This window comes from Agrobacterium vitis (genome assembly GCF_013426735.1).
GTDB lineage: Bacteria > Pseudomonadota > Alphaproteobacteria > Rhizobiales > Rhizobiaceae > Allorhizobium > Allorhizobium vitis_D.
This window is the reverse complement of sequence record NZ_AP023272.1, coordinates 1,465,534-1,484,206: the sequence shown is the minus strand read 5'-3', so window position 1 is coordinate 1,484,206 and position 18,673 is coordinate 1,465,534. Positions and strand designations below refer to the sequence as shown.

The following is an 18,673-nucleotide window of genomic DNA, read 5'->3' as shown; positions in this document are numbered from 1 at the left end:
TTGTCACAGCCCCGTCATAAAATAAGGCGACAGCTTTCGTTCGATCAACTTTGGATGCTGGCATGGATTATTTCAGACGCTTCAACTTCTTGTTCGCCACACCCTCGTTCGACAGCGAGGATTTGGAGGGCGTTCGTTACAAACAGATCATTCAAGAGATCGAGCGTTCCGGTTTTGAAGTGGTGCGTGCCCGCAATCTGGACGACGCAGAGATCGTTGTTCAGACTGATGCCGCCATCGGCTGTATGATGGTCGATTGGGGAAAAAAGGGGCTTGAAGGCAAGACCTCTCACCTCATAAACTTGATGCGCCGCCGCGGGCTGGATTTCCCCATCATCCTCCTGATCCGTGGAAAGCGTTTCGAGGACGTGCCGGTCGAGGTGCTCGACTTCATTGATGGTTACGTTTTCCTGTCGGAGGAAACGCCCGCTTTCATCGCGAAGAACCTCATCAGCCGTCTGAAGCAATATGCGGAAACGCTGAAAACGCCGTTCTTCGGCGCGCTCGTGGATTACGCAGAGGAAGGCAACCATCTCTGGACTTGTCCCGGGCACAATGGCGGCGTGTTCTACAGCCGCAGCCCGATCGGTCGCGTGTTCATGGAGCATCTCGGCGAAGCGGTCTTCCGCGACGACCTCGACAATTCCGTGCTCGACCTCGGCGACCTCCTCACTCATGAGGGGCCGGCGCTTGCGGCACAGAAGGAAGCGGCAAAGATCTTCGGCGCCGAGAAGACCTATTTCGTGTTGAACGGAACATCTACCTCCAACAAGGTCGCGCTTTCCGCCCTTGTCACAGATGGCGACCTCGTGCTGTTCGACCGCAACAATCACAAGGCCGCGCACCATGGGGCCCTGATGATATCGGGTGGCATTCCCATCTACCTCCCGACCACCCGCAACGCGCATGGTCTCATCGGCCCGATCGACTACGCGTCGCTGGACGAGACCGCGCTGCGCGCGCGCATTCGCGCCAATCCCCTGGTGAAGGATCCTGACGCCTGGCAGAAGCCGCGGCCATTCCGTGTTGCCGTCGTCGAGCAGTGCACCTATGACGGCACGATCCACAATGCCGAGATGATCCTGAAATCGATCGGTCATCTCTGTGACTATATCCTCTTCGACGAGGCCTGGGCCGGCTTCATGAAGTTTCACCCGCTTTATGCGGGGCGATTCGCCATGGGGCTCGCTAATCTCGGCCCGGATTCCCCCGGCATCATCGCCACCCAGTCCACGCACAAGCAGCTCGCCAGCTTTTCGCAGGCGTCGCAGATCCACATGAAGGATCGCCATATTACCGGCCAGAAGCGGCGCGTAGAGCACCGGCGCTTCAATGAGAGCTTCATGCAGCATGCCTCCACTTCGCCCTTCTATCCCCTGTTCGCCTCGCTCGATGTCGGCGCGCAGATGATGAAGGGTCGTTCCGGCGAGGTGCTGTGGGACGATACGATCCGCCTCGGGATCGAACTCAGAAAAAAGATGCGCGCCGTGCGCAGGGAATTCGAGGACAAGGAGCCGCGTGCAGAGCGCCGTTGGTTCTTCGAGCCCTTCGTGCCGGATCGCGTCTTGATCCCTGATGTTGCAAGCCCCGGCGCCTCGCACGACGTGCCATGGGAGAGCATTGCCACCGACCAGCTGGCGACAAACCCGGCTTTCTGGCACCTCACCCCCGATGCATCCTGGCATGGGTTCAGCGGCATGGAACAGGGGTTCGCCATGACGGATCCCAACAAGTTGACGGTGCTGACGCCGGGCTTCGACCGCAAGACCGGTCTCTATGCCGAACATGGCATTCCTGCCCCGATCGTAGCGCAATATCTTCGCGAAAACCGCATTGTTGCCGAGAAGAACGACCTCAACTCCTTGCTCTTCCTGCTGACGCCTGGGGTCGAGGCAAGCAAGGCCGGCACCCTGATAAGCGGCCTCGTGGCCTTCAAGAAGCTGCATGACGACAATGCATTGCTGGAAGAAGTGATCCCGGAATTCTACCGTCGGCGCCCGGGCCGCTATGCCGGCGTGCGCCTGCGCGATCTCTGCGGCGATCTGCACCGCTTCTTTCGGGATGCCAACGTCAGCGCGTTGCAGGCAAAGCAGTTTTCTGCTGCGCACCTACCACCAATGGCGATGTCTCCGCATGACGCGGCACGCAGCTTGGTGCGCAACGACGTCGATTACCTGCCGATCGACGAGATTACTGGACGCATCGCGACAACCCCCTTCGTGGTCTATCCGCCGGGCATCGCCACCATCGTTCCGGGTGAGCGGCTCACCGATCTGGCGCAGCCGATGATCGACTATCTCAAGATGTTCGAATCCTGCTTCAACACCTTCCCCGGGTTCGAAGTGGAAATCCAGGGCGTCTATCGCGAAACGGATGCCGCCGGGCGCGTGCGGCTCTATACCTACGTCGTTGCGGAGTAGTCTGGCCATGTCGGAACAAATTATGGACCAGGACAACCGGATGGTCATCCGGCCGTCGCGCGACGCAGACGTGGAAGCGATGCTAGCGATTTATCGACGGCATATCCGCCGCGGCCTCGATGAGGGCGTGGACGACAGCGACACCCCCGAACCGGACGACCTGCGGGAGCGGCGCAAGAACCTCAAGAGCAAACGCTTTCCCCATATTGTCGCAACCATCGACGGCACGGTCGTGGGCTACGCCTATGTGGTTCTGTTTCGCAAGCGACCGGCCTATCGCTATACGGTCAAACACTCGATCTATGTGCATCACGACCATATCGGCAAGCGGGTCGGAAGCCAGTTGCTGCGCGGTCTGATTGACGCCTGTGCTGCAGCGGGATTCCGGCAGATCATCGGCTACATCGACGCCGACAATGTGGCTTCGCTTGCCCTGCACGATCGTTTCAACTTCGTGCGAGTCGGCCTGTTGCCGGCCGTCGCATATCGCTACGGCCGCTGGGCGGACAGCGTCATGGTGCAACGTTCGCTGGGGACAGGTGCAACCACGCCACCTCCCCCGCCGCCGTTATCCACACGCTGACGTTCCACCGCGGCTTTATGCGGTGGTAGGACCACAGACCTGCTGGGCTCCGCACGCATCCTAAGAGCAGCGCGACCACTGCAATCGGCTGCATGGTGGAGCTCGACACCGTCATGCAGCCTGTTGGAACACCAATGGTAGATCCTGGGCTTACGGGGTCGGGCATTTTTTCAGATCATCGGCCTGGCTTCCTATTATTCGAAGGAGCAGAGATGCAGCGTTTGCAGCTCAAGTGTGCAGTTTCAAGGTTTCCAAGCACCTTGATAAGTGCACCTTGACGAAGAGTGCTCCTCACAACGCCCGCCTTGAAGAGATTTGAACCGCCGACCTGTCACTGAATTCGGGTAAATGCTTGCACAGGAGGGCACAGTGGAAACAATATTTAATAGCGGCCGCGGAACCAACCGTGCTGGATTCACATCAAAATTGAAGGTGTTGCGTTTCACCCCTGAACGCTTAAATTACAGAAAGCACCCTGCATTTACTGCACCATCCAAATGTGTAGCCGCCTAAGAGGGCCATTTCTCCCGGAGTAAGTATGATCATCTACGCTGATGAAACTGGCAACTCGGGGCGCAACATTTTTGATCATAACGAATATTTTCGGCTTGGCGCGATCCTTGCGACCTCTGATATTACGCCTCTGGTAGATGAGGTCTTGCGTCCCTTTCTCAAAGAGAAGGGAGCGGATCGGGTCCATGCCCATGAATGGCCGGAGGGACAGATCATAGCTCTAGCCCATCAGGTCATTGATGCAATCGAAGGATCGGCGGTGTGGACTTTCAACCTTACTGAGATCCACAAACCGTACATGGCCCCCACAAAATTCGTCGATGTCATCTTCGACGCGGGGGAAAACAAAGAGGTTCCAGGTCACTGGTACTGGGACGAACTCAATCGCCACGTCCTGTGCCTCACGATTGACCAGGCTATGTCGCTGGAAACAGCAAGGCAGTTCTGGGCCTCGTATCTGGTTGGACTTGCCCGGAAGAAGTGGAGAGCGAATCCCTAACCTTTGATAGGATTTCGCCCTATGACGAACACGAAGAAGAATTCACCCGGCCGCCACGCCAAGTTCACAGATGCTTTCAAAGCTGAGGCTGTCCGACTTGCGCGCACCAGCGGCAGGCCGTTGCGTGCAATATCCGATGATCTTGGCGTTGGGCTCTCGACGCTTGGGAAATGGGTGAGCGCCCACAAGGAAGCCGACCTGCTTTCTGGACCACACGAAGATACTGCCAAGGAACTGGCGCGTCTTCGCAAGGAAAATGAAATTCTGCGTCAGGAGCGCGATTTATTAAAAAAAGCAGCCGCCTTCTTTGCAAAGGAAACCATGAAATGAAATTCAAGGTCATTGCGGCAGAGAAGGCCAATGTTCCTGTTCAGCGTGCCTGCACGCTTCTGGGTGTCAGTGAAAGCGGATATTACGCTTGGGACATACGCAAACCAAGCCTGCGGCAAAGGACGGACATGGTTCTTTTGGCTCATATCCGGGCTCAGTTCACCACCTCACATGAAACCTATGGAAGCCCACGCATGACGGTGGAACTGAAGGAAGACGGGGTTTGCGTCGGTCGCCACAGGGTTGCTCGCATCATGCATGACAATGGTTTGAAGGCATTGCAGAAACGCCGATTCAAGAGAACAACTGACAGCGATCACAAAGGGCCTGTTGCCCCCAATATTCTGGATCAGGACTTTGCCGCCACAGGTCCAAATCAGAAGTGGGGTGTTGACATCACCTACGTTTGGACGACGCAAGGCTGGCTCTATCTGGCCATTGTTGTCGATCTCTATTCTCGACGTATTATCGGCTGGGCCACCAGTGATCGAATGAAGCAGGACCTGGCATTGACGGCATTACGACGGGCCATAGCCATCCGCAGACCGCCGAAGGATGTCATTCACCACTCCGACCGTGGTAGTCAATATTGCGCGACCGACTACCAAAAGCTTCTGAAAGCTCACGGGTTCATCCTGTCGATGAGCGGCAAGGGCAATTGCTATGACAATTCCATGGTGGAAACCGTGTTCAAGACAATCAAGTCAGAACTGGTTTGGCGAACTGTATTCAAAACAAGGACCCAAGCTGAAATCGCCATTGGACAATACATCGACGCCTTCTATAATCCAAAAAGAAGACATTCCTCCTTGGGCTACAAAAGCCCAATTCAGTTCGAGAGCATCCCTCTCAAGCTGACACCCTGAAGAAGCCTTCGCTCTCCACTTTTTTCGGGCAAGTCCAGGTTGACGATATCGAGGGGGTAGTTGCAGCACTTGAAGAGGTCGATAGAGCCCTCAAAAGAGTGGATTGCGCGCCCCAGATCCGTGAAGTGATCGCGGCGGCATTCGACTTCACTCGGGAAAATCCCAGGGCATTCACGCTCAGCGATACATCAAAGAAAAAGGGCTATCAGGCGAGTTCGCCGAACGTGGTTGCCTTTACCCAATTGTTCCAAGCGATTCACGATTTCGCTCAGAAGGAAGAGAGCCTGCCAGAAAGGTTAATTCACGACCAACAGGATGAATTTCGAAAAGCCTTGGCGGAAAGCTACCAGCATTTTGGCCGCATTATTTTCCAAGACTTCGATGATAGCCGTTTCCCTGAGGCAAAAATTGCGGAGTATGATCTCGCGAAATTCGAAATGCTGTCATCAAAAGACAATGCCGGACTTCAGGCGACAGACATGCTACTCTGGGTGGCGCAGCGGAAGCCCAAGTCAAAAGAGTTGGCTGTCCTAAAAGCCAGGATCAAATCCAAGACGGATGACTTCCAGCTATGCCGGCGCATGTCCGAGTTGATCGTCCATGCTCATCTTCTGCGGCATGAGCGGGAGCGCATTGGTCCGAAGCCGAAGCGCTGATGACGTCGACGGAATGATGAACGTCAGCTTCCGCTCGACACTTGCTAGATCTCCGATAAAGAAGACGCTAGACTGAATCTGAGGTTTATGTCTCGTGCTGCGCCGCTGGCATCAGCGAGAGATGCAGAGGCTGCCGCGGACGGGGCAACTGTTGCACCGACCCCGTTAACACGGGACCAGCGTCAAACGCTGCAATCATTCGAGCTTTTATTGCGCTCGTTCGCGCCAAGTCCATAGATGTTTTAACAGTCCCGATCTATACCGGAGGAATCTGACGTACGAACTCTGGAGGTTACACCGTTGACTGGATTAACGACCGAGCAAGCCGCCGAAATCGAATCCATCAGGTCAGCGCCGTCGAGTACCCTGCGACCGGTGTCGCCCGGCCTTGAAGATATCCTACACAAGTCGTTCCCAGTTTTGGACCACGGCATCGTCAGGGTGGTCGATTACATGGGCGACGACAGCGCGATCGTCCAGGCCGCGCGAGTATCCTACGGCCGAGGCACGAAACGGACACAGGAAGACAGCGGGCTCATCCGGTACCTTCTCCGCCATCACCACACGACTCCTTTTGAGATGGCCGAGATTAAATTCCATGTAAAGCTGCCGATTTTCGTCGCGAGGCAATGGATCCGCCACCGCACGGCAAGTGTGAATGAATATTCGGCCCGGTATTCAGTACTCGATAACGAGTTCTACATCCCCCAGCCTGAACACCTTGCCGCGCAATCGACGTCCAACCGCCAGGGGCGTGGGGCCGTTCTGGAGGGAGATGAGGCGGCGGAAGTTCTGTCGCTGCTGCGCCGCGACGCAAAGCAGGCGTACGACGACTACTCAACGATGCTGAACGACCCTAGCAACCCTGACCACCGCGAAGACCACTCCGGGCTTGCCCGCGAACTTGCCCGCATGAATCTTTCGCTTAACTTCTATACCCAATGGTACTGGAAGACCGATCTTCACAACCTTATGAACTTCCTGCGTCTGAGGGCCGATGCGCACGCGCAGTATGAAATACGCGCTTATGCAGACATCATGCTGGAAATCATGCAGGCCTGGGTTCCGATCGCCCATTCCGCATTCAAGGAATACCGGATGGAAGCAGTTCAATTATCGGGCACGGCCGTGAAGGCGGTCCGCCGGATGATAGCCGGAGACACGGTCAATCAGGAGAACAGCGGGCTGAGTGCACGGGAGTGGCAGGAACTAAGTGGGGCCCTTAATCTACCTTCGCTGAAGGTACTGTGAGGTTTCAATCACGGGGCCCGCTGCGAGAACAGCTGCGTTAGCGATAGCACATATGCGGAGCTTCCTACGGTCGAATAGGTTTCTTCGTTGTATGCACCTACCTGAGCATAGCACACCTGGACGTCGCGGTGACCCTGGGCGTAGAGGCCTACTCCAATCGTTGACAGTTTAGTGTGCAAAGGCGCGAGAACGACATTCGATTTCTCGGATTGTGAGATCGAGCGCTCCAACTCCTTCACCACGGCCAGCGGATCTCGGGCTGAGAACTCAAAGGTCGACTCTACGTTGGCGTAGTTGGAGGCAAGTTCCTTAAAGAACCTGTCGTTCTTATCCGAAAGGGAATGACTGATTGATTCCGACCGCCTACCTCGCCCCAGCACCAAATATTTGGGCTCGAATGCCTCGATGATCGCGCGTGCGCGCGGAATCTCGAAACCCATAAGCACCACGAGCCGGGTCGGACGTGATGGCCACATGGCGCCAGCGTAGCCGACGACCGATCGGCACTGCGTTACCTTTCCTGACAACGGATCCGCCATCTCGCCCGCGCTCACGTAAACCAGTTCGCAGTTCCGGCGTTTCGAGCTGTCGATGCCCCGGAGAGCTTCGAGGAGCATTAGAAGCTCCTCGCGGCGAAACGCGGTCACGTCGATCACGGAATCCACTAAGCTAATCGAGCTCAGCGCTTTGTGGATCCCCTCAGCGGTCCCGAGCGGGTCGCTCGTTCGAATCTCGACGACGCGGAGGTTGGGATGCAGCCTCCTAACCTCGCTCAACCTCGCCTCTGCGAGATCGCTCCGGCCTTCAGACGCGAAGAGAATGCCCTTGCGGAGCATACCGGGCGGGGCGGTGCGCGCTACGACAGCCGACCGTTCTTCAAAACTCATTCGTGCGACAATCGGCCTGGATTTAGTCCAAAGCCGCGCGGGAAGATCAGTCAGCGGAATGCTCAAAACCTGGCTCCATCAAGGTCCAACGAAAACTGGCTGTCAGCCGATCCGTCCTGCTTCAGACGGGTCTTCACAAAGTCTCCCGGGCTTCGCATGGCCAGCTCCAGATCCTTCGACATGATCGACAGATGAGCGGCATATCCTGAAATGTCGAGCTTGTAGTGCGGCCCAAGACGTCTCGCCAGAATATATCGCGGTCGCCTTCCCCCCAGCGCCTCCTTTGCGGCATAGTCGGATCTCTGCAGATAGCCCAGCCTGACGCCAAGATTCAGGACGCGCTCCAGCTCTGGCTTCGGCCGGTCTCTCAGCACGACCGAGAACACCCGCTGCTCGCTCGCATTCTGATCGAGAAGCTTGCCTCGGAACAATCTTCCCAGTCCTTCTATCAGGTTCCCAAGCTGTTCGTAGAGTATGGTTTCATGACCGTCGGCATGAAGACTCTCGATTCCTTCGCTCAGATCAGTCAGAGCATCGGAGATTTCCGTCGTTTGGCGAGTCAGCGGCTCAAGGAACTCAGCAGACCAGTCCTTGATGACAGCGTCCTGGACGCTGACTGGAATCTCGGTGACTGTTCCGTCCCCCAGTCCCTCGCTTATCATCCTATCGTACATTCGGCTCGCCGGTTCTAGAAACCAGCGTACGACGCCGGACGACAGGTCGACCAGAGAACGGAACCCTGCATAGCTATATGTGTGGGCCGATTTCGAAGATCCCGCAATTTCCCGCATGAATTGGGGCACCGTGTAGCGCCTCACCTCGTCGCGACTACGAGCCGAGCCGACCGGAACCTCGGACGACAAATTCATCTCAATATGCTCCGCAGTGATCTCGGCTGCGATGACCCTCAGCCGCTCGTCCTGCGCCTTGTCCAGCGGGAAGAATTGGTCGACGGTCGAAAGGATGCCCGAATTCTGAAGACGCTTGGTCACTATCTCGTGGAGGCGGCGGCTGTATATGTCTGAGGACGCCGTGTAGACCGCGGTCAAGTTCACTTCCGCATAGTCGTGCGGGCTTTCAATAATGCGGTTATCGAGCGTGCGCATCGTTGCGTAGGCAAGCTGCGTGGTGACCTTGAGGCATATGTCGCCAGTGCTTCTGGTCGACACCCAGGAATTCAGCACCCGCTGCAACGGAATCGGGAGATTGTCGGCGTCGTCCAACATCACGAACAGTGGAACGCTTGGAACCCCGTCGAGGCGCTTGACCTCGCGTGAGAGAGGAACAAGAAAATCTAGAAATCCTGCCAAAGCGCCGACATAGTCCGGCTCCGAATTACGAAACCACTGCCTCACGAGGAATTGGCGCACCTCAAAGATGTTCTTCTCGCATGTGTTCGCGACGCGCTGGAAGGGAGTTTCCCCTTGCAACGGCTCCGACGACGCGTCCTCGGCCACAGAACCTCCGGCTACACTAAAGAGCTCCTCGAACCTTTCGCGAAAACGCTCTGCTGAGGCTTGTGAAATCTCATTGTGGAAGCTGTCGAGAAGCTGTGTCACCCTCAGTACGACGTGCATGGCAAGAAGGTGCTCGCCGATCGCGTGGACGGCATATCCCTTGTATCGGTTGAACTCGGGAGCGCCGAAGTCGGCGGTTCGCAGAGGAACGTGAACCGCAACGAAGGGAAGATCTTTCAGTTTATCGGCCTTCTCCTGAAGAATCATGACCCGCGGTTCAAGGCTGCGGAGCAGCATGCTCTTCCCGGTCCCGCGCGCGCCATGGATAAACGTGTTTCCGTGCTCTTTAAGACGAGGAAAGTCGGTCTGAACCTCGACGAAGTTTCGAGCGATATATGCGGCATCCACATGCTCCGGATTCTGCACGCCGAACGGGTTTGTGCTCACGAGATTGGCTCCTGGTGCGGTGTCAAGCAATGCTCATCGCGCAGTTTGAAAGCATCAAATCTGGGCTGGAGATCCTTGACCTTCTTCAACAGCCCTGGATAGCCTACCTCTTCGAGATCGACCGCGACAGTGTCGATCTCGCGATCGCCATCCATGATAACCAGCTTTGCGCGGATACGGTCGTAGCTTGCAAACCCTGCCAGGAAGCGGTTGCAATAGCGCCGCTCGCGTTCGCATTTTTCCAATCGCTCGGCGATGTAGTCGATAAACATAATCTCCCGCGTTCCGCCATTTCCATCGGGGATGCTGAACGTGCGAGGAAGAAGCTGTTTGTCGATCGTAAACGAAAGATGCACCGACTTGCCTTTGAAATCGACTCTTCTGTTGATAACGAGACAATACAAGTTCGCTAGGAGCGACAGAGGCGGCGTCGCTGCGTTCCCGATCGCGACCTCGTCGGCGCGGGTGTGATTTTCACTCAGTTCGTCCGCAAAACGGAGCAAGGCGGCAAGGCGCCAGGCATGAACCTCGATGCCTTGGATGTTTGGGATCGGCTCGCTCATGAGGCCTGTGATCGTGTCCTTACTGCCGTCCTCCATTTCCCCGCCATGCGCCTGTGCGATGGAAGAAATTATCCTGCGTTCGATGTCACTCAATCCCACTGCCTCGCCCACCTCGCGCAAGATTTCGGCAGCCTTCCTCTCGTGGCCCTGGCGGCGCATCGCGTTTCCAGCATCGTGCAGCAGGATGGCCACAAGCAGGACGAAGCCCTCGTAGGCCTGCAGATTTTTGGTGGCTGGCGTTGAGCTGTCGGAGTCCAAGCCGAGCATCAGCCCCGCGGTCTCGATGACATCGTCCACATGCCCGATGTCGTGCCTCGTATATCGATCGCCTTCCTGCGCCAGGGCGGCACCGGTGACGGAGTAGTACTTGTCGGCTAGACGCTGCTTGATGGAAGTGTAGTGCTCGAAGTACTTGCCCCCGCGGCGGGGGAGCTTGGCGCCGCGTTTCAAGGATTTCTTGAACCATTGTTCCAAAGCAGAATCTACGGAAATCAGCTCGGGCACGTTATTGGCCTCCCGCTTGACTGGACATTTCCATCACCTTGTCGAACACGGCCTTCGCCAGGATTGGGGGCACGGCATTGCCAACCTGCTGCTGTTGGAATCCTATCGATCCATGGAAGACGTAGCTATCCGGGAAGCTTTGGAGGCGAGCGGCTTCGCGGACCGAGAGGCCTCGGTCCTGAGTGGGATGGATCAGCATGTTCTTTCGAAAGTTTCCAATGACGACGGATGGTGCGTCCTGCACCAACCGCTTGTAGATTCCTGAGTGGTAACGGCGCCGATCGGTGACAGGGTCCCGCATCAGGCCGGGAACGTCCCGCCAGTTTCCGCCCTGCGGAATATGGGCATATCGCGCCACGATCGAGTCCGCGTTCCTGCTGACAAGATGGCCGGTGCACTTCGCAAGGTCCCACCGCATGCGTCGAGCGTATTCCGAGAGCGGCGCGCCACCGTACTCCAGCTCGTCGACGGTGGCGCCGTTGACCAGCTGGGGAAGATCCCCGATCGCCTGCCAGAGGGTGGGCACCGCGACATCGGGGCTAGGCGTCGGAAGCTCGGGATCCGAATTCAGGGCGGCGATCACGATGTAGCGCGAGCGTCGCTGCGGACATCCGAAATCGGCTGCATTCAGGATGCCGAACGCGATCCTGTATCCCATCGCCTTGAGCTGCTCCCGGAAGGATTCGGCAAAACGGCCGCCATCGGTCTGGAGTATGCCAGCGACGTTCTCGAACACCACCCATTCAGGCTTGAGGGTCTCGACCATGCGCAGAAATTCCCGGAAGAGCCAGTTCTTCGGATTGTCGGCATGACGGGTCCGCTGGTTCGACGTCGAAAATCCCTGGCACGGCGGGCCGCCGAACAGTACCACGGGCTGATCCCGGGGACCGACATCGATCGTGGCCACCTTCGCGATGTCTGTTCCGAGCATTGTCGCTCCGGGATGGTTGGCCGCGTATGTCAGGCAGGCCGAAGGATGGTTTTCCACCGCCGCCCGGACGTCGATGCCCGAGAGCCTGGCGCCCATGGTCATGCCGCCCCCGCCAGCGAATAAATCTATTCCAATCATTTCCCGCTAAACGTTTCTATCGCTGGCCGCTTCGACAATGAATTCTTGTGAATTCCCCCGTGTCCAGTTCTAGTTTGCGAGCACCGCTCCCGTCAATCGGAGATGTGGTTCCGACACAACAGCGAATGCTCAAAGTTGCATTAAAGCAGCACCGGCCTTGGGTGATCGACAAATGTAATTTTCAAGGCCAAAGCGATCCCCCTGCCCTTGTCCGGGGGTTCTGCTCAAGAACCGCGGTCGGCAGTCTTCTCGTGGCGTGATGCGATTTGAAACTCCCGTATCCTTGGAAATCTCGCGAAGCAGGACCGTATTTCGATTTTGAAAAATGCTTCCTGAGCGACACGAAGCTCGCCACCGTGCACCACCGAGCCATTCGCGATCAGCCGCTTCTCTTCCCGGTGGATTAGTGCGACAAGGGCCCGTCCCCGGGAGGTGAGAGGCGCGACGAAATGCGGCTGCATTTCTCGGTCCACCCAGTCGATGAGGCAATCAGAATAATCAACCTCGGCGAGGTTCTGTGCCAGCAGGAATCTGACGAAGCCGAAGGCGAACTCGTGTTCCGTCGATCCCATTCCCATGCCGAACTCGGATCCTTGCGCTTCGAGATTGTATTCGACAGCGTTGCAGACGACGTCCATGCCGTAATAGATGCTCCGGCAGATCTTCGTCAGTCCATGGACGAAAAGATCGAAATAGCTGAGGGGGAATGTGCCTTCTGCCGATGTGGTCGTGACGAGCTTGTCGAGCACGTCTTCCAGCGCAGGGATGAAGGGCTCGTTGAACACACCGGTGCTCTCGAAAAGTAAGGTCGGGTCGGTTTTCTCAAGGAGGTTCTTTTCCGGAACCTCAATGAAGGCGCGTTCTTCACGCCGCGGAACCCGCAAGAATTGCCGCACGTCTATCCAGTAGCTAGCGCCGACATCGGTGTCGTGAAGGACCAGAACAACGGGCAAAGGGAACTGTTCCCAGTAGGTTTTGTGCTTGCCCTCCGGATAAAACTTCCAGCCAAGCTCACTTCTATGCTTGAAGAAAGAGGGCCCGGCCTTTACCTGGACCGCGACGGTCCTTCCATTTACCAGTCCCTCCGGCGAGACGAACTCGATCTGCCCGTCGATACCGACGTCGCCTGTCCCGGTTTCACGCCAAATCTGGCCGGCCCTGGCGGCATAGGACTGGACCGCTGCGATTCCGCGCCGCTCCTGCATATATGTATTTCCGGCCTTAGGTAGTTCCATCTTCTTTTCTCTCAATGGTTCTGGGTGAGTTACTACGACGTCCCGTTGCATCCTTACTTTTAAGCAACTCCCCATGCCCGAAACCTCCCACTCCCCGTCATCTCCCAGAGGCCGAGTTCCAAAGTGATCCACCGCGCCGCCTGCTGGGTCACCTCGAGCATCTTCGCCACCATCCCGGCAGACACCAACGGCTTAGCCATCACCAGTTCGACCAGTTCCGGCAATTTCGAAGACGTCCGGCGCCCCTCTAGCCTCCGCTCCATCATTTTTCGCGCCAGAGCCAGCCTGACATGTTCCTTCATGCAGATCTCGGCGGCTGCGATCAGGCCATGAACGATGGCAAGCAGCCGCGATTCCCGATCGCGATGCCGGCGGCGATCGACGGGGATGGTTTTCAAGCCAAGGTTGATGGCGGTCAGATGGGCGCCGGTGGTGATGCCGGCTCGGCGTACGATCGACGCGGCCAACAGTCTGCCGAGCCATGGCGCGTGCTGAAGAACGGAAAGCTCGTTCCAGGCGTCAACCGCGACGATCGCCTGCAACACCGCCGGCAGATTTTCGAACTGACGTACCACGTCGCGCCATTCGTCGAGCCGTGCATCACCGTCCCAGTCTAGGACGTAGATCATCGGATCTTTCTCTTGGCCGCTGGCACGACTGGACCGTGTTGCATTCTCGATCGCCGCCTCTGATCGGGCGTTCACCGCATCGATGGCGGCATAGTTGATGCCGGGGAAAAGTTCGCCAACGTCCGCGTCTTCCCCTTCGCCTTCCGTATCAATCGGGGACCCCGCACCGGATGGCATCGGCGGTCGTCGCCTCGTCCGTGTCAGCCGGCGAGATCTCCGAGGTCTTTCGCAGCGTCAGAATGCCATCGGCCAGCAACGCCCAGCCCGGAAGTTGGGCTGCGATCCGCCTGCGGGTGCGCAAGACGTCGCGGGCGATCGTCAGCTCGTGGGTGAGTGTGCGAATATCGCAGGTGTGGTCGTTGAGGATCAGGTCTTCGAGGTGAACAAGTTTGCCGTCGATCCAGCCCGCGCCGACCGGCGAGTGGGCGATACGCTCGTCGAGCCGGGCCAGCTCGACACCCGCTCGAAACAGGCTCTATCAGGGCCGTCATGCTGATTTTCGAAACATCGTAAGCCATTGATTTTATAGCAAACCAATTCTTATAAGAACTTTTTATAAATATTAGATTCTGTTCAATAAAGCGGATATCGAGCAAGCCTTCTGGCCATGAGCTTGATCATTGCGGTCTGGATGAAGGCGAGGCTTGTTGCTGAAAAGCGCTCAAAATCCTTGGCGAGCTGGCGGTTGATGTCAAGCCATGCGAGGGTTCGTTCAACGATCCAGCGCTTCGGCAATACCTGGAACCCCGCCTGATTTCGCTTGACGATTTCCATCGGTCTTGGGCTTGCCTCTTCGACCTTCGGACCCTGATAGCCGCCATCGCCGCAGATTTTCTCGATAAAGGGAAAACGGTTGGCGAGCTTGTCGAAAATGAGTGCCGCTCCGTCGCGATCTTGAATACCCGCCGAATGGACTTCGGCTTTCAGGAGCATGCCCAGGGTATGGATCCGAATGTGCCGCTTGCGGCCCTTAATTTTTTTGCCCGCGTCATAACCGATATCAAGACGTGCGTCCGGGCCAGTCTTCACCGATTGGCTATCAATGATGGCAAATGATGGCTGCTCTTCGCGCCCCTCAAGCTGTCGCGTTCGGCAATAGAGCGCGTCATGGATACGACGCCATGTCCCATCCCGGCAGAACCGCTTGAAATAATGATAGACTGTGCTCTTCGGCGGAAAATCATGCGGCAGCAATACCCATTGGCAGCCCGACTGAAGCAGATAGAAAATCGCATCCATCACCGCCCGAAGCGACGTCTTGCGTCTGCGGCCCAGTCGAGGCTGCCTTGGTATGAAGGGCTCGATCAGGCTCCACTCACGATCAGTTAGATCGCTTGCGTAGCGCATGCGGCTTCTGTCATGGTGACGCCGGGTGAAGGGTGTCCAGGCCATTCGATCTCTCCGTATTTGTCGCAAAATACAAAGAATCTGATTGCCGCCCTTCACTCAACCCCGCACACGGCCGCCATTCTTGAACAGACACTTAGGGTTATTCACATGGTATGATTGCGGGTTGGCCCTCTAACCATCAATAAGTACCTCTTATCGATCTCCATAGGGGGACAATTTGGGCTAGCTGCCAGCCGATCAATAACGCCCGCACAGAAACTGGAAATGGCCGCGTGAATTCCATTGAGAAAGGATGGCGTGCCGATGATCAGGTTCGCGATGCTTTCCTGACCGCCACCACGATGATCCGCGATCTTCATATCATTTTGGACAGCATGACATCCATCCGGATTGCACCTCTCGCAAGGTAGGATCGGAGAACGACTGCTGCTTGGGAGAACCTGGTCGAAAATCCAGCTTCGGGTTAGGCTCTCTGCCACCAGTTTCCTGTAGCCGCCGGGAGCCCTTAGCGCAGATATTGATGCAGTACAGAGTAAAGCACGACCACCACCACCGATAGCGCTATGACGAGGACTATGCTCCTGTTTTGTACGCGTATCTCATGCGGTTCCGGCTGCTTTGCCCCGCAACGCGGGCATATAACGCCGACAGGAACCGGCGCTTCGCATTTGACACACGCAACATAAACCACCCTGCCTCCTCGGGCGCCTAAGCCGGCGCCACTTGCCATTTCGAGAACCGTATTAATAACACTTACAGAGCCGACAGATCGACCGAGGCAGATTGATCCTTGGGAAATTATCCGCAATCCGGTCTCCAGTCTGACCCACACCTATCGGTAGACATTCAACCCATACGCGCTGCATCAACAAAAACCACCGTCGAGACCTTGACCTTTTGGGAGGCTGGCCTATTCTCGTCATGCATGGCGCGATTGAAACATTGAGCTCGCGCCACCGGGCTGTTTTGACGATTTTTGATGACGTTATATGGGGGGCATTCCATGGACGACGTTCTGTCATCCACCGATTTCATTCAAGCAAGCCGTGTGCTGAAGGTCTCGTCGTCCTTGGGCGAAGACCAGTTGTTGCCGGAAAGCATGATGGTGGATGAAGGCGTCAATCGCCTGTTCGAAATCACCCTGTCGGTGCGCGCCAAGCGCGAGGCAGTCAAGCCGGAAGAACTGATCGGCAAACTGGTCGATATCTCCCTGGAAATCCGTCAGGGCGAACTGGACGGGGATGGCGTGCGCCGACCGTTCAATGGACTGGTGACCAATCTGTCCGAGGGACCGCCGGTGACGCGTGGATTGCGGTCCTATACCCTGACCATCCGTCCGCAACTGTGGCTGTTGTCGCGCCGCTCCGATTGCCGGATCTGGCAGAATATGACCTCGATGCAGGTGATGGAAACACTGTTTTCCGAGCATGGCATTCCAGCCGCCGCATCCGCCCCTCTGCACAAGACGCCGCCGTCGCGCGAGTTTTCTGTCCAATGGAATGAAACGGATCTCGATTACCTACTGCGCCGCTTCGAGCAAGACGGGTTGTTCTACTGGTTTGAACATGAGACCGGCGTTCACCGCCTGAAGGTCAGCGACAGCAAGGTGGCCTGGAGCAAGCCATCGGCTGCGGCAGAAGGTGTCGACAAAGTCAGATTAGCCCAAGGCTCGTCGGATCGCAACCATATCAACGAATGGATGCGGCAATTCTCCTACGTCCCCGGCCAGCGTGCCGGTGCGGACTGGAATTTTGAGACGCCGAGCACTGTGCCACTGAACGTCACGCCGTCACTGATCCAGATGCCGGGGGCCAAGCAGCGCGAGCTTTACGAATATCCGGCTCGGATCTCCGATATCAAAGAAGCCGAAGTGGCAGAGACCTTTCGAACGCAGGCGACGGAAGCCGATCATGAGCGGGTGACGGGCCAGTCCAATGTGCGCTTTCTGGAAGCAGGACGCCGGTTCACGCCCTATGAGGAGCCGCATCCCGAACATAAATACGAAGAGCATGTGATTACCCGCATCATGCATCGGGTGGTGGACCGCTCCTATGAGACGGCCAGCAATGAGATGGAATATGCCAACGCGTTTGAGGCCATTCCATCACGCGTTCCGCTGACACCGCATCGCGACACAAAGCGTCCGCGCATCGAGGGTGCGCAGGTGGCGATCGTCGCAGGGCCATCGGGTGAAGAAATCCACACCGACAAATACGGGCGCATCAAGCTCTGGTATCCCTGGGATCGCAAGGCAAAGAAGGATGGCAGTGATACCTGCTGGGTGCGGGTTAATCAGGCCTGGGGCGGTGGCAGTTGGGGTGCGCAGGTCATTCCCCGCATCGGCATGGAGGTGATGGTGTCGTTCGTGGATGGCGATCCGGATCGGCCACTGGTGATCGGCGTGGTTCCCAATCCGGCCAATCCCGTGCCCTACGATCTGCCCGCCAACAAGACCCGCATGGTGCTGCGCTCCAACACCCACAAAGGCAGCGGCTTCAACGAGATGACCTTCGAGGACGAAAACGGCAAGGAGAACATGTTCCTCCACGCCCAGAAGGATCAGACCTTCAAGGTTCTCAACAACCAGACCAGCCGTGTCGACGCCAATGCGCTTCATTCGGTCGGCGCCAACAAGTCGCTGGAAGTCGGCTCGAACATGAGCCAGCAGGTTGGCGGCGGGTTGAACATGGTGGTCGGCGGGGTTGGCAATGCCGTCAATGCGATTGCGGGCGGATTGCTGGCGACACTGGCAGGCAAGAGTGCCGGCCTGCTGCAGCAGGCCATGTCGCTGGCATCCTCTGCAGCAGCCGATACCCCCTCCTCCGCTGATAAGAATGCCGAGGCGGCTGGTGCTGCTCTGGGTTCCGCAGCCTCTTCATCCAGCGGAAGTGGCGCCGACGTCTTCTCCACGGCCGCAAGCTACGCCGGCCTGATGGGCGCTGGCGGGCTTGGCGCTATGGCATCGTCGATGGATTCGGTTCGCTCCGGCATCAACAATGCCGCCGTCAGTGAATTGCGCACGGATGCGGGGGATGCGATGCGCTCCTCCGGCAGCCAGCTTGGCGCGCAAGTCAGTTCCATGCTTGGCAGCGGTATTTTCAACACGCTTGTCAGCCGGATGCAGAATACCAGCGTTGGCGTTGCCAAGACCGAACAGGTCGGCGTTGCCAAGGTCGTCACCGTTGGGCAGGTGTTCAACGAGACGGTCGGCCATACGAAGAATGTGATGATCGGCAAGGAATTGTTCATCGGGGTCGGTGGCGGCAAGGACAAGGACGGCAATGAACAGCCGCCGAAGTCCATCCTGATCATGAAGGACGATGGCACGATCCTGCTCAAGGGCGTGAAGATCTATATCGAGGGGGATAGCCATGTGCAGGTGACCTCGGCGATGATCGACCACAATTGAGGTCA

14 protein-coding genes and 1 pseudogene are annotated in these 18,673 nt (G+C 57.2%); 8 read left to right on the top strand and 7 right to left on the bottom strand.

Translation table 11 applies throughout. The annotated features are described in order from the left end of the window. Window positions 1–62 precede the first annotated feature (62 nt). From H1Y61_RS06720 to thyX, 6 genes are all read left to right on the top strand, one after another. Entirely contained in the window at window positions 63–2,420 is a 2,358-nt protein-coding gene (locus tag H1Y61_RS06720) for an Orn/Lys/Arg family decarboxylase (RefSeq protein ID WP_015916838.1), read from the top strand. Window positions 2,421–2,442: 22 nt separating this feature from the next. Further along, entirely contained in the window at window positions 2,443–3,003 is a 561-nt protein-coding gene (locus H1Y61_RS06715; RefSeq protein WP_180574431.1) for a GNAT family N-acetyltransferase, read from the top strand. A 538-nt stretch (window positions 3,004–3,541) separates the two neighbouring features. After that, complete coding sequence (locus H1Y61_RS06710) at window positions 3,542–4,015, top strand: hypothetical protein (RefSeq protein ID WP_180574106.1); 474 nt, start codon at window positions 3,542–3,544, stop codon at window positions 4,013–4,015. 21 nt (window positions 4,016–4,036) lie between these two features. After that, window positions 4,037–5,211, top strand: a protein-coding gene (locus tag H1Y61_RS06705; protein ID WP_235680674.1) for an IS3 family transposase whose coding sequence is annotated in 2 segments (ribosomal slippage) — window positions 4,037–4,313 and window positions 4,313–5,211 — 1,176 coding nt in all. Because the reading frame shifts where the segments join, the coding sequence is not laid out codon by codon here. A gap of 125 nt (window positions 5,212–5,336) precedes the next feature. Next, window positions 5,337–5,867 carry a DUF3800 domain-containing protein gene (locus H1Y61_RS06700; protein WP_180574105.1) on the top strand — a complete coding sequence of 177 codons (531 nt, stop codon included), beginning with the start codon at window positions 5,337–5,339 and terminating at the stop codon, window positions 5,865–5,867. A gap of 300 nt (window positions 5,868–6,167) precedes the next feature. Continuing rightward, window positions 6,168–7,118 carry an FAD-dependent thymidylate synthase gene (gene thyX / locus H1Y61_RS06695; protein WP_180574104.1) on the top strand — a complete coding sequence of 317 codons (951 nt, stop codon included), beginning with the start codon at window positions 6,168–6,170 and terminating at the stop codon, window positions 7,116–7,118. An 8-nt stretch (window positions 7,119–7,126) separates the two neighbouring features. On the opposite strand, the gene H1Y61_RS06690 is transcribed toward thyX, so the two are convergent. The 7 genes and pseudogenes from H1Y61_RS06690 to H1Y61_RS06660 all read right to left on the bottom strand — a co-directional run bounded on the left by H1Y61_RS06690 (window position 7,127) and on the right by H1Y61_RS06660 (window position 15,301). After that, entirely contained in the window at window positions 7,127–8,071 is a 945-nt protein-coding gene (locus tag H1Y61_RS06690; RefSeq protein ID WP_180574103.1) for a hypothetical protein, read from the bottom strand. After that, complete coding sequence (locus H1Y61_RS06685; protein WP_180574102.1) at window positions 8,068–9,909, bottom strand: ORC-CDC6 family AAA ATPase; 1,842 nt, start codon at window positions 9,907–9,909, stop codon at window positions 8,068–8,070. The genes H1Y61_RS06690 and H1Y61_RS06685 overlap by 4 nt, the downstream gene beginning before the upstream one ends. Then, window positions 9,906–10,976 carry an HD domain-containing protein gene (locus H1Y61_RS06680; RefSeq protein ID WP_180574101.1) on the bottom strand — a complete coding sequence of 357 codons (1,071 nt, stop codon included), beginning with the start codon at window positions 10,974–10,976 and terminating at the stop codon, window positions 9,906–9,908. The genes H1Y61_RS06685 and H1Y61_RS06680 overlap by 4 nt, the downstream gene beginning before the upstream one ends. A gap of 1 nt (window position 10,977) precedes the next feature. Continuing rightward, window positions 10,978–12,009 (bottom strand): DNA cytosine methyltransferase, encoded by a 1,032-nt coding sequence (locus tag H1Y61_RS06675; protein ID WP_235680850.1) that lies wholly within the window; start codon window positions 12,007–12,009, stop codon window positions 10,978–10,980. A 260-nt stretch (window positions 12,010–12,269) separates the two neighbouring features. Then, window positions 12,270–13,250, bottom strand: coding sequence for a DUF4365 domain-containing protein (locus tag H1Y61_RS06670; RefSeq protein ID WP_235680849.1), 981 nt, complete (start codon window positions 13,248–13,250; stop codon window positions 12,270–12,272). Between the two features lie 89 nt (window positions 13,251–13,339). After that, window positions 13,340–14,427: pseudogene (locus H1Y61_RS06665) on the bottom strand (RHE_PE00001 family protein). A gap of 55 nt (window positions 14,428–14,482) precedes the next feature. Then, on the bottom strand, window positions 14,483–15,301 hold the full coding sequence (locus H1Y61_RS06660) for an IS5 family transposase (protein WP_180574098.1): 819 nt from the start codon (window positions 15,299–15,301) through the stop codon (window positions 14,483–14,485). A 230-nt stretch (window positions 15,302–15,531) separates the two neighbouring features. On the opposite strand from H1Y61_RS06660, the gene H1Y61_RS06655 reads away from it, so the two are divergent. After that, on the top strand, window positions 15,532–15,669 hold the full coding sequence (locus tag H1Y61_RS06655) for a hypothetical protein (RefSeq protein WP_235680848.1): 138 nt from the start codon (window positions 15,532–15,534) through the stop codon (window positions 15,667–15,669). Between the two features lie 593 nt (window positions 15,670–16,262). Beyond that, window positions 16,263–18,668 carry a type VI secretion system tip protein TssI/VgrG gene (gene tssI, locus H1Y61_RS06650; protein WP_180574097.1) on the top strand — a complete coding sequence of 802 codons (2,406 nt, stop codon included), beginning with the start codon at window positions 16,263–16,265 and terminating at the stop codon, window positions 18,666–18,668. Window positions 18,669–18,673: the final 5 nt, after the last annotated feature.

What these genes read in the sequence shown, in the direction of transcription:
- H1Y61_RS06720 (WP_015916838.1), top strand. Translation starts at nt 63, where the DNA reads ATGGATTATTTCAGACGCTTCAACTTCTTGTTCGCCACACCCTCGTTC.
- H1Y61_RS06715 (WP_180574431.1), top strand. Translation starts at nt 2,443, where the DNA reads ATGGACCAGGACAACCGGATGGTCATCCGGCCGTCGCGCGACGCAGAC.
- H1Y61_RS06710 (WP_180574106.1), top strand. Translation starts at nt 3,542, where the DNA reads ATGATCATCTACGCTGATGAAACTGGCAACTCGGGGCGCAACATTTTT.
- H1Y61_RS06675 (WP_235680850.1), bottom strand. Translation starts at nt 12,009, where the DNA reads ATGACCATGGGCGCCAGGCTCTCGGGCATCGACGTCCGGGCGGCGGTG.
- H1Y61_RS06670 (WP_235680849.1), bottom strand. Translation starts at nt 13,250, where the DNA reads ATGCAGGAGCGGCGCGGAATCGCAGCGGTCCAGTCCTATGCCGCCAGG.
- H1Y61_RS06660 (WP_180574098.1), bottom strand. Translation starts at nt 15,301, where the DNA reads ATGGCCTGGACACCCTTCACCCGGCGTCACCATGACAGAAGCCGCATG.
- tssI (WP_180574097.1), top strand. Translation starts at nt 16,263, where the DNA reads ATGGACGACGTTCTGTCATCCACCGATTTCATTCAAGCAAGCCGTGTG.